We start from the raw sequence: 11,267 nt of genomic DNA on the forward strand, positions 1-11,267 counted from the left end.
GGAAACATATCGAAGCGCCTGGATGCGGGTGTAGCTCAGTTGGTTAGAGTGCCGGCCTGTCACGCCGGAGGTCGCGGGTTCGAGCCCCGTCACTCGCGCCACCAGGCTTCGAACTTTCGAAAAAAGACCGGCCACTGTGCCGGTCTTTTTCGTGTTGGACCCATGCCGCCGGAAAGGTGGTTTCCACAGTGTCCTTCATCATCCGTCCTCGCCGAGCAGGAGGCTCTTCGTGATCCGTTCCGCCACCCGCCGGCCGGTCGTTCCCCCGGACGTAGAGGCTGCCCGCGATGCGGTGCTCGGCGCCGTGACGGGCAGCCTGATCCATGCCATCGGCCAGCCCCTGACGATCATGCGCCTGGCCGCCGAACGTCCCGACGGGCAGGTCGGGCTGGACGCCGCCGCCGCCGAGGTTGTGGTCGACCAGGTGGCGCGGCTGGAGGCGATCTTTCAAGGCCTCGACGGCCTGGCGCGGGCCGGGCGGGGGCCGGTGCGGGCACAGCCCCTCGTCCCCGTCCTGCACGCGGCGCTGGAACTCCTGGACCCCCTGACGGCGGCGCGCGGCGCCCCGGCCGTCAGCCTCGCCGCCGCGCCCGAGGTGGCGGAGGCGGTGATAGAGGGGCCGGACGGACTGCTGATGCTGCTCGGGGTGGCCCTGCTGCACGAATCGTTGGAGGCCGCGCAGGAGCGGATTTCCGTCTCGCTGACGCTTTCGGCGGCGGAGCCCGGGTCCGAGCCGGGGGGCGGCGTGGTGCTGACGGTCGAGGATGACCGCCCCCAGGGCAGGGCGGCATTCGGCGGCCATGCCGTGGCGGTGGCACGGGCCCTGGCCGGGCGGTGCCTGCCCGCAGCGTCGGGCTTGCGCCTTCACCTGCCTGCGGCCACCGCACCCGCCGCCCGGCCCGAGCCGGCGGCGCCGTCGGCGGACCGTCCGGTGCGGGTCCTGCTTGTGGAGGACGAGGCGCTGATCGCCGAGATGATGGCCGAGCGCCTGACCGAGCACGGCTTTCCCACGACCGTCCGCGGCAGCATAGCCGAGGCCCTGGCGGCGCTGGAGGTCGAGGTTCCCGACGCGGTGGTGACCGACCTGTCCCTGCCGGACGGGCCGGGGGAGGTGCTCCTCGACCGGCTGGCGCGGGACTGGCCGCACGTCTTCACGATCGCGCTTTCGGGGCGCGAGCCGGATACTGCCGCCATGCCGGACGGCGCCGTCGACATGCTGCTGCGCAAGCCGGCCTCACCGGAAAAACTGGCGGAGACCCTGCGCCGGCTTGTCGCCGCACGGTGACGGCCGCACCCGGCGGCCGCGTCAGGACAACCGCAGGCCGCCGCCGCCCGTGTCGAACAGGTTCTGCAGGCGCTCCAGCCGCGCGAACAGGTGGTGGCCGTCGTTGATGAGGCGCTCGAGCTGCGGCACGTGGGGGTGCGGCGTCGCGGGGTCGGGCAGGTTGGCGCCGACCTCGGCCAGCAGGCGGCGGGACTCGTCCTGCATCTCGTCGCGATCCATCTGCCCGTCGGCGACGGCGCGGTAGAGAAGCAGCAGGCCCATGCAGCAGGTCGCCATGCTGGTCACGCGCGACATGTCGCGGGCCAGCCGGATGCGGTCAAGCGGCGTCGCGTCCGCCGGCGCCAGGGCGGCGTTGCCCGTGCCCACGAAGGCACGGGCGCGTTCCAGCAGCCCGAGCCCCTCGTTGAAGGCATCGTTCAGCAATTCCTCGTCCACCCAGGTCGACAATTGAACCTCGCTGCATAAGCCGTTTGGGGTAAACACCCATAGCAGGTCGGCCGTTGCCGCCTCAATAGTCACGGCTCCAGTTTACGCCCACGTCGCTGCCGCGCGTGCTGGTGCGGCCCTTCAAGCTGACGCTGGGCGTGAGCTGCACCTCCACGTTCACGCCGGTGGAATCGGCGCCCACGCCCTGTTCCACGCCCACGTAGACGTCTTCGGTGATGTACTTGCCGATCTCGAGGGCCGGCCCGCCCTCGCCGCCGGCCAGGCGGATGGTGTCGACGCCGATGGTGCTGGCGATGACCTCGGTGATGCCCGGCCCGCCGCCGCCCAGCCCGCTGAGCACACGCACGGCGTTGGCGGCTTGCAGGGCTTCCACCGGGCCCAGGTCTTCCAGCCCCGCCCCGAACAGGACGCGGGCCATGACCTCGTCCTCGGGCAGGGGCGGGATGCTGGTCAACTGGATCTCGGGGTCGCGCGCCGTGCCCGAGACGGCGATGATGGCCGTGACGTCGCCGGCGGCCTCGTTGGCGGCCTCGATGTTCAGGCGCGGATTGATGCGCTGGCCGCCGGTCAGGTCCACCTCGCCCTCGGTGAAGGTGAAGGTATTGCCGACCAGGTCGAACTGCCCGCGCACCACCTGGATCTGGCCCACCATCTGCGGCGCGTTGGTGGTGCCGGTGATGCGGAGCGCGCCGCTCCACTCGGACTCGAGCCCGCGGCCGCGGACATAGAACTGGTTGGGAATGGTGACCGAGATGTCCAGGCCGATGAGTGCCGGCGCCTCGGCCGTCTCCAGCGCCCCCGGGTCCGTCGCCACGGGAAGGCCGGCCTGCTCGCCGCCTTCCTCCACCACGTCCAGGGTGGTGACCCCGCCGCCGAGCGTGTTGATGAGCCGCAGAAGCCCCTCGTTCACCGTCAGGTCGGCGGTGAAGGTGCCGCCGTCCAGCGGCCCCTGGAAGCCCAGGTCGCCCGAGACGGTCGCGCGCAGGTCGTCGCGGCGTATCAGCGTCGCGCGACGGAAGCCGCCGTCGGCATCGATGACCAGCGCGCCCTCGTCGGTCAGGTTGGCGCGGGCGTCCAGTCGCAGGGTTCCGCGCCCGGCATCGTCGCCCGTCAGCGCGACGGCGACGGTGCCGTCGGGGCGCCGGTCGGCGTCCAGCCGCAGGTTGGTCAGCACCGTGCCGTATTCCAGGTTCTCGTAACGGCCGTCGGTGATGCGCGCCTCGGCGGCCAGTTCGGGCTCTGCGATCGTTCCGGTCACGCCGGCACGCACGAAGCCCTGGCCGTAGAGCCGGTGGCCCACCACGGGCACCAGTGGCCAGATGTTCTCCAGCCGGCCGCGCCAGTTGACCAGCGCCTCGACCGGCTGCGTTTCGGGCAGGGACGGGATGCCCTGGGCCGAGAAGGCCACGGGGAGGGAGGCGGTCGCCACCGCTTCCTCTGCCCGCACGCCGCCCAGTTGGGCGCGCAGGTCCAGGCGCTCGTTGCGCAGGTCGCCGGTCACGTCCAGCGACAGGCCGCGGATCTCGGCCTCTGGAATCGAGAGGTCGGGGATACGGGCCGTCACCGTGCCGGTCGGGTTGCTCGGCGGGCCGGCGATGTCGATGCGGGCATCCACCACGCCCGCCGGCATCATGCCGTCGCCCAGGAACGGCTCGGCGGTTTCCAGCGGTACGCCGTTCACCCGCAGGTCGAGGGCCACGCGCTGTGGGCCGAGGGCGGCATCGACGGCCACCGTCCCGCGCCCGTCCAGCGCCAGCCGCAGGTCCGAGACACCCAGGTCGCCGCCGCCGAAGCTGATCGTGGCGGGCTGCGTGAGCCGAGCGCCCAGCCCCGTCGCGTCGTCCTGGACGCGGAAGCCTTCCAGCACCAGCCGGCCGTCCTGAAGGTTGTAGCGCCCCTGGGTCTCCAGGTCCGTCGGCCCCTGCAGGCTTGCGGTGATGGTTCCCGCCTGAAGGTCGCCGTCCAGTCCGACGGCAGCCTGGTTCCACGAAAGCCCGGCGGCGGCGCCGGCGTCGGTGGTCAGCTCGGCGGTGACGGTGGGCGCGGTGAACAGGTTCCCGAGCCGCGCCTCCAGCAACAGGTCGCGCACCCGCATATCCTCGGCCGGCAGCGCCAGACGGTCGGCGGAGAGTTGCGCGGCGACGCGCTGGCCCCGGTCGGTGTCGTTGAAGGTCAGCGTCAGCCCCGAGCCGCTGCCGTCGATCTCCATGCCCGCCAGACCGGACAGGGCGCTCCAGTCGGCGATGCCGCCCGACAGGGTGCCCTCGATTCCCAGAGCCGGGGCCAGCGCCACCGTCAGCCCGCCGTCGAGCGCCAGGCCCGCGGCCCGCAGGCCAAGGTCGCGCAGGATGATGCGTTGCCACTCCGGCGCCCGGTAGGTGGTGTTGATGCGCACCGGCGCGCCATCCGGCCCGGTGGCGGTGAGCGCCAGGCGGCCCTCGGTCCCCTCGGCGTCCAGGCCCTGCGCGGTGGCCTCCAGCCGGATGTCGGTGAGCCGCTGCCCGCTCGCGGTCAGGGCGGGCGAGGTGGCGACCACGTCGAGGTCGGGGGCGGTCAGGGCGCCGCTGACGGTCCCGTCCACCGAAATGCCGCCCGCCACGTCGGGGGCGACGGCCGACAGTTCGGGCACCTGAAGGGCAAAGGCGGCCTGAATGGTTTCCATGTCGGCGGGCAGCGCGGCCTCGCCGCCGCCGTTGATGCCGCCGCTGTCGATGGTCAGGTTGCCGACCCGCACGGCACCTTCGGCCGTGCGGGACAGGTCGGCGATGACCGTCAGGTGGTCGCCGAGGAGGGCGGCATAGGTGGCCTCGCCCCATTGCAGGTCCGACAGGGCGATGCGGGCGGAGCCGTCGACGGCTCCGGTGGCGGCCGCGCGGTCCAGCTCCATCTCTATCCGACCCTGGCCCTCCACGTCGATGCCGGCCAGCGCGCCGAAGGTCTCCAGGTTGTCGGAGCGCACGTTGACCACGCCCTCGGCCGTCAGTTCCGCAACGTCGGCGGTAAGCTGGGCATCGGCTTGCAGGCTCTCGCTTTCCACCTGCAGCAGGCGGACCTCCAGGCGGTTTTCGGCGGGCACCAGGGTGGCGTCGATGGCGATCTCGGCCCGCGGGTCCGGCGCCGGTTCCGGCAGCCCGACCAGCGTGACGCCGCCGCTGACGGTCAGCGGCGTGTCGGGCGACGTCGGCGGACCGTCGGCGCTGAGCTGCAGCCGGCCTTCCACCGTGTCGATGGTGCCGGTGCCCGTCTCCACCTGGCGGAGCGTGGCATCCACCAGGGCCTGCGGCGCATCGAGGCTGCCGTCCAGGTCCGCCGTCACGGTGCCCGCCTCGAACGGCAGGTCCACCAGCGCCAAGAGCGCGTCGGCATCGTCGGTGGACAGCGTGAGGGTTCCGTCCAGCGCCCCCTGCGGCCCCAGCGCCACGTTCCGGCCGGTGAGCGCGAAGGCGTCGTTGGCGGCGCGCAGGGTGCTGACGGTGACCGTGCCCGCCGCCGTGCCCTCGGCCTCCACCTCAACGGCAAGCGAGTCCCGCACCAGCGCCTGCCAGGTGGGTGGCGCGTTCCCGGTGACGGAAACCGCCACGTCGGCTCCTGCCGACCAGGCGCCGTCGGCCGGCAGGCCGAGCGTGATGTCGCCTTCCACCCGGGCCAGGTCCTCGGCCACGGCCGACAGTTCGCCCGACCACCGGGCGGCGGGGCCGGAGCCTTCCAGCGCCACCTGGACCGGAGGCAGCCCGGGCAGGTCGGCAAGGCGGGCGATGATGCCGCCGGCGGGCTCGGCGATCTGCACGTCGAGCGCCAGTTCCCGCCCCGGCGAGACGGTGGCGGAGACGGCGGCCCGGCCGCCGCGCTCGTCCACGCGCTCCACCACCAGATCGGTGCGGATGCCGTCGCCGTCCTCCACCGGGCCGAGGCTGCCCTCGGCCGTCAGCACCATGTCCTCGCCCAGCACGGGCTCGGCCAGGCGGAAGCGTTGCAGGTTCAGCACGTCGATCCGCAGGCGCTCCAGCACCCCCAGGTCGAAACCGCCGCCGGTGTCCTCGGCGGGCGGCGGTTCCTCGCCCGGCGGCAGGTCCGGCAGGCGCAGAAGCTCGCCGCCCTCGCTCGACAGTTCGTCGATGGTGAAGCGCCCGCGCACCAGGGCTAGCGGGCTCCAGTCCAGGGTCGCCTGCGGCAGGCGCAGGAAGACGCCTTGCGGGTCGGAGACCGCGACGTCGCGCAGGGTCACCGCGCCCGGCAGGGGACCTTCCAGGGCGCCGATCTCCACCTCAAGGCCGCCGCCGGACAGCAGGTTCTCCACCTTCCCCTTGAACCAGTCGGTGCCGAAGATCTGCGCGTCGGCGTGCTGGCCGGCGCCGCTGCCGATGGACAGCATCAGCGCCAGCAGGAGAACGGCGGCCACGCGGCGCGCGGCGGGAAGGGCTGGAATACGGGTCATGGTGTCAGAACGCCTGGCCGATGCTGATGTAGAACTGATATGCGTCGTCCACGTCCTCGCGCGGGTTGATGGGCGCCGCCACATCCAGGCGGATGGGGCCGATGGCGGTGTAGTAGCGCAGGCCAAGGCCGCCGGCATAGCGGATCTCCCGGCTGAAATCGGGGAACTGCGTGCCGAACACCTGGCCGGCGTCCACGAACGGCACGACGCCGATGCTCTCGGTCACCTTGATGCGCGCCTCCAGTCCCAGTTCCAGCTTGGAGCGGCCGCCGGTCGGGTTGTCGTTCTCGTCCAGCGGACCGATGAGCTGGTACCCGAAGCCGCGCACCGTGCCGCCGCCGCCGGTGTAGAACCGCTTGTCGGCGGGGATGACCGCGAGGTCCTCGCCCACGATGGTGCCGAAACCCGCGCGCGCCGCGAGGATGAGGCGGTCGCTCTCCAGCGGGCTGTAGTAGGCCGACCCTGTCACCTCCGACCGGGCGAAGGCCACGAAGGCGCCGTCGGCCGTGCCGGCATAGGGCGTGAACGACATGCCGAGGCGGCTGCCCTCGGTCGGGTCCAGCGGGTTGTCGGTGCTGTCCCGCAGGGCCGTGAGCGGGAGGCCCGCCAGCAGGATCGTGCGCTCTGCCTCGTCGTTTTCGGTGATTTGCGCGATTTCCAGCGAGCCCCCGCCGCTTACCGTCCACAACTCGCCGATGGAGCGCTTGATGCCGGCGGAGACGTCGAAGCCCAGGCGGTCGAAGGCTTCCGTTTCCTCGTTTTGCAACGTCGCCTCGGCGACCAGCGACTGGTCGGGGCGCAGGAAGGCGGGCTTGAGAAAGGTGCTCGTCAGTTCCTGGTTCTTCTGCGACAGGTCCAGCTCGACGCGGACGTCCTCGTCGCGGCCGAAGTAGTTGCGGTGCTCCCAGAAGGCCGTGACGCCCAGGCCCAGGTCGGACGAGTAGTGCAAGCCCGCGCCCAGCGTGCGGTGCTTGGCCTCCACCGCCTCAATGTCGATGGGCAGGGTGCCGTCCTCGGCCAGTTGGTCGGGATGGCTCAGGCGCAGCGACCGGAACAGGCCGGTGGACAGAAGCGCGGCGCGATAGGCGTCCAGTTTGTCCTCGTCCCACTGGTCGCCCGGCTCCCACGGGGCCAGGTCATGCAGGTAGTCCTCCTTCACGTCTTCCAGGCCGGAGACGGACAGCGTTCCGAAGCGGCCCGCGGGACCCGTGTTCATGCCGACATCGGCGCGCAGGACGATCTGGTCGTGATTGACCGTGTAGCGGGTGTCGACAACCTCGGCGAAGGGATAGCCGCGCACCTTGAGGGTCCGCGGCAGGTCGTCCACCACCTCCAGGATGGCGTCGGCGTCGGCAGGGTCGCCGCGCTCCAGCGGCACGTCGGCCAGCGACAGCGGCGCGCCCTGCGGCGGCGGCTGGTCGCGGTAGTGCACCGCGAAGGCATCGATGGTGTAGCGCGGGCCGGGCTCCACCTCGACGATCACCCGGACCGGGTCGGCCTCGCGTTCGATGCGGCCGGACACCTCGCCCCTGTAGTACCCCTGCGACCGCAGCACCTCGCGGAACTTGTCGATGTCGGAATCCAGCCGGCGGCGCAGGCCGAGGATCGTGCCCGGCGGCTCCTCCTGCAGGCGGAAGAGGAGGCCGACGTCCTCCATGGCGTCTTCCAGGTCTCCTTCATCGGCGCCGGTGATCGTCACCTCGTAGGGAATGTCGCCGTAGTCGCCGGGGACGGGAAGGTCATCGGGCGACTGGCCCTCCTCCAGGCCCTGGACCGAGGAGTCGCCGGTGATGCGCTCGGTGATGTCGGAGATGGTGGAGCACGCCGGCAGGCCAAGCAGAAGCACGCACAGCACCACCAGACGCGCCGCCGCTGCCATGGCCGCCGTCGAAGCACGCGCTTGCGGCGGTGCGCCCGAGATTGATGCTGTCAATTGTCCTCCCTGGCATCTTTTCCGGGCCGGCGTGGGCCCGGCCCGGCGTGACGTGGCGAAGCGAGCGTGCCGTGTGGCCGGGGCGGCGGACCCCGGCTCGGTTCAGAATGCTCCCATTCATCTACGACTATACGGCGGCAACGGGTTCATCTGCCCTGCGATAATCGGTCGTATACCCTCTGAGGGGGCGAATTCTTTCGCCGTTCCAAGCTCTGAGGCATCTGAATACCGCTGCAAGCGCCCGCCGCGAACTTTTTTCTATGACTTCCCCAAGTGAGGGGGTAAGGTAGTCTTGGCAATAACGTTCAGGCGCATCAAGTGTGCGTTGTTTCTTGTGCGCGATGAACGTTATTGGAGGGCATGGAATGGCCGGCCACGCCGGCCGAGTGGAGATTGAAGATTCATGACTGCAATGAGCGAGGATATCGGGCGCTCGTCCGAGACCGCCGGGATCGCTGCGCTTCTGGAACAGGTAAGCCGCATCGTCCAGGCCATGTGTTTCGCCGACGGGATGCATCCGGTGCAGTGGTCGGCGCTGCGCTACTTCAGCAAGGCCGGCGCCAATGCGCGCACCGTCAGCGGCCTGGCCAACTATCAGGGCACCACGCTTCCGCCGGCCTCGCGCACGGTGGCGGCGCTGGTCAAGAAGGGTTATCTGGAGGCGATCGTAGACCCGCGCGACCGCCGCAGCCGCCGCATCGACCTGACGGAAGAGGGCCGCACGCTGATCGGCCGCGACCCCATCCACGCGCTGGAGCAGGCCATCGCCGACCTGCCGGCGGAACGGCGCCAGGCGCTGACCGACAGCCTGGAGGCCATCCTGGCCCAACTGGGCGAGCGTGGAACCGGCCGCATGAGCCGCAGCGCCTGACACGGCCCAGGCCGCGCCGGACGCCTGTCCCGCCGCCGGATGCCAGGCCGGTGGACGGGATTACGGCTTGGCGTGGCCGGCGGATGAAAGGTCACGATGGGAATGGCGGCGGAGCCTGATCGGGTCCGCCGCCATTTCGTTGCGTCAGTCGCCGACGTCGGGGGTCAGGCCGACCGCCTTGACCGCCTCGACGCCGCAGATCTCGTCGTTGTCCGAGGTGTCCCCCGTGATGCCGACGGCGCCGACGATGGTGCCCTTGCCGTCCTTGATGAGGATGCCGCCGGGCACCGGCACCATCTTGCCGCCCGCAAGATCCGAGGCGGCGTTCATGAACATGCTCATCTTGTCGGCCCGGCGCGCCAGTTCGCGTCCGCCGAAGCCCAGAGCCAGCGCCCCCCAGGCCTTGCCCATGCAGATCTCGGGGCGCATGATGCTGGCGCCGTCGTCGCGCTTGAGCGCCTTGATGTGCCCGCCGTCGTCGAGGACCACCACCGTCAGCGGCTGAAACCCGCGCTCCCGCCCCTGGCGCAGGACCTCGTCGACGATCTTTTCCGCGACGGCGAGGGAAATGGAATGGGCGAACATGTTTCCTCCTGGTCTGGTCTGGTCTGGTCTGGTCTGGTCTGGTTCGGCTGGCGAGCATGCCATGCCGGTGCCGGTGCATCTACGGTCGCCGCCGCCCCGCCGCAAGCCCGCGCCGGCAAGTTGATCGGAACGGCCGATCAAAAACAGGTGGAAAGATGATTTGATCCGTAAGGCTCAAGCCCCCATTCTTTGTGCAGCAAGAGAGGGGGCGGCGCCGAGACGGTGCGGTCCTGCGTGAACACAATCCGCGACCATCGAGGAGCCAACATTCATGCGTGTTCCCAACGTCACCTTCAAGACCCGCGTCCGCAACGAGTCGCTCGGCGGCCCCAACCCGTTCGAGTGGAAGGACCTGACCAGCAACGAGCTGTTCGGCGGCAAGAACGTGGTGCTGTTCTCGCTGCCCGGCGCCTTCACGCCCACCTGCTCCACCAGCCACCTGCCGCGCTACGAGGAACTGTACGAGGACTTTAAGGCGCAGGGTGTCGACGCGGTCGTCTGCCTGTCGGTGAACGACGCCTTCGTGATGTTCCAGTGGGGCAAGCAGCAGGGCGCCAACAACGTCTTCCTGCTGCCCGACGGCAACGCCGAGTTCACGCGCAAGATGGGCATGCTGGTGGACAAGTCGAACCTGGGCTTCGGCATGCGCAGCTGGCGCTATTCCGCCTACGTCGAGGACGGCGACGTTAAGAAGATGTTCGTCGAGCCCGGCTTCGACGACAACTGCCCCACCGACCCGTTCGAGGTGTCCGACGCCGACACCATGCTGAACTGGCTGAAGGGCGAGAAAAGCAAGGCCGCCTAAGCGCGCCGCATCTTTCCGAAATTGGCCCGCCGACGTGCTCTCGGCGGGCCTTTTTCTATGGCAGCACGGAAAAGAATGCAGCCATGGCTTCCTCCGCGCCATCGGGCCAGAGGTGCGGGTAGAAACGGCCGCGACGGTTGACGGATTCGGCGTAGAGGCACCAGGCGACCGGATCGTGGGCTTCCGCCGGGCCGTAGCGGTAGCAGCCGAAGGGCCGGGGGTAGAAGGCCGCCGGCGCCGACTCAAGCCCGTTGGCCGTCACCAGCACGTCGCGCGCTCGGCGCCCGCGGTCGACGTCCACCAGCCGGTCGGCCCGGTTGTGCAGCAGCAGCGCCGCCGCGTCGCCCCGGCACTCCTCCGCCCGCGCATGAATGCCGCCGGCGACGCTGGCGATTCCCCGAAGTGCCTCGCCGCGTAGGCACCCGAGCGTGTTGACGAAGCTTGCCCCCAGCGAGTGGCCGACGGCGAAGATGCGGGTCCGGTCGATGCAGTAGTCCGCGCTCAGCCGCTCCACCACCATATCGAACAGCGCCAGATCTTCCGGCACGCGCCAGATGAAGGTGTCGTCGTCCTGGCGCGCCGCGGTGGGGTAGACGAAGACCGTCGGCGCGCTTTCGGCCATGGCGTTTTCCAGGCCGTAGTAGCGGCGCACGCGCTCCGCCGGGGTGGTGCGGCCGTGAAAGCCGAAGACCAGCCGGTGCGGCGTGTCGCGGTCGTAATCCTCCGGCACCGCCACCAGGACCTCGCGCGTCTCCCCGGCCGCCTCAACCGTCTCCGGCGGCGCGGCCGGTGGCGACTGCCCGCACCCCGCCGACGCCGCCACCGCCGGAAGCGGGAGCAGGAGGAGGAGCAGGGCGGCGGCCGTCATACGCATACGCAGGAAACGCGCACGCCCGCCGCCGGGCT

General features: G+C 70.6%; 8 protein-coding genes and 1 tRNA gene. 4 read left to right on the forward strand and 5 right to left on the reverse strand.

Annotated features, from left to right (window positions below):
• Window positions 1–24: 24 nt before the first annotated feature.
• Together LG334_RS05680 and LG334_RS05685 are read left to right on the forward strand one after the other, a co-directional pair.
• Window positions 25–101: transfer RNA gene (locus LG334_RS05680), tRNA-Asp, on the forward strand.
• Window positions 102–229: 128 nt separating this feature from the next.
• The gene (locus LG334_RS05685) at window positions 230–1,285 is read left to right on the forward strand and encodes a response regulator (protein WP_404384145.1); all 1,056 of its coding nucleotides are present in this window, start codon (window positions 230–232) and stop codon (window positions 1,283–1,285) included.
• Window positions 1,286–1,306: 21 nt separating this feature from the next.
• Here LG334_RS05685 and LG334_RS05690 read toward each other — a convergent pair whose 3' ends face one another.
• From LG334_RS05690 to LG334_RS05700, 3 genes are all read right to left on the reverse strand, one after another.
• Complete coding sequence (locus LG334_RS05690; protein WP_404384147.1) at window positions 1,307–1,732, reverse strand: DUF1465 family protein; 426 nt, start codon at window positions 1,730–1,732, stop codon at window positions 1,307–1,309.
• Between the two features lie 61 nt (window positions 1,733–1,793).
• On the reverse strand, window positions 1,794–6,167 hold the full coding sequence (locus tag LG334_RS05695) for a translocation/assembly module TamB domain-containing protein (RefSeq protein WP_404384149.1): 4,374 nt from the start codon (window positions 6,165–6,167) through the stop codon (window positions 1,794–1,796).
• Between the two features lie 4 nt (window positions 6,168–6,171).
• Window positions 6,172–8,100 (reverse strand): autotransporter assembly complex family protein, encoded by a 1,929-nt coding sequence (locus LG334_RS05700; RefSeq protein WP_404384151.1) that lies wholly within the window; start codon window positions 8,098–8,100, stop codon window positions 6,172–6,174.
• Between the two features lie 403 nt (window positions 8,101–8,503).
• On the opposite strand from LG334_RS05700, the gene LG334_RS05705 reads away from it, so the two are divergent.
• The gene (locus LG334_RS05705) at window positions 8,504–8,971 is read left to right on the forward strand and encodes a MarR family winged helix-turn-helix transcriptional regulator (RefSeq protein ID WP_009540937.1); all 468 of its coding nucleotides are present in this window, start codon (window positions 8,504–8,506) and stop codon (window positions 8,969–8,971) included.
• Between the two features lie 144 nt (window positions 8,972–9,115).
• Here LG334_RS05705 and LG334_RS05710 read toward each other — a convergent pair whose 3' ends face one another.
• Entirely contained in the window at window positions 9,116–9,556 is a 441-nt protein-coding gene (locus LG334_RS05710) for a heme-binding protein (RefSeq protein WP_009540936.1), read from the reverse strand.
• Window positions 9,557–9,827: 271 nt separating this feature from the next.
• Between LG334_RS05710 and LG334_RS05715 the strand changes: the two genes are divergently transcribed.
• Window positions 9,828–10,361, forward strand: a complete 534-nt coding sequence (locus LG334_RS05715; RefSeq protein WP_404384154.1) for a peroxiredoxin — start codon at window positions 9,828–9,830, stop codon at window positions 10,359–10,361.
• 55 nt (window positions 10,362–10,416) lie between these two features.
• Here the strand turns inward: LG334_RS05715 and LG334_RS05720 are convergent, their stop codons facing one another.
• Window positions 10,417–11,235, reverse strand: a complete 819-nt coding sequence (locus LG334_RS05720) for an alpha/beta hydrolase family esterase (protein ID WP_404384156.1) — start codon at window positions 11,233–11,235, stop codon at window positions 10,417–10,419.
• Window positions 11,236–11,267 lie beyond the last annotated feature (32 nt).

The sequence above is a fragment of the Caenispirillum salinarum genome (assembly GCF_044803115.1).
GTDB classification, from domain to species: domain Bacteria; phylum Pseudomonadota; class Alphaproteobacteria; order Rhodospirillales; family Rhodospirillaceae; genus Caenispirillum; species Caenispirillum salinarum_A.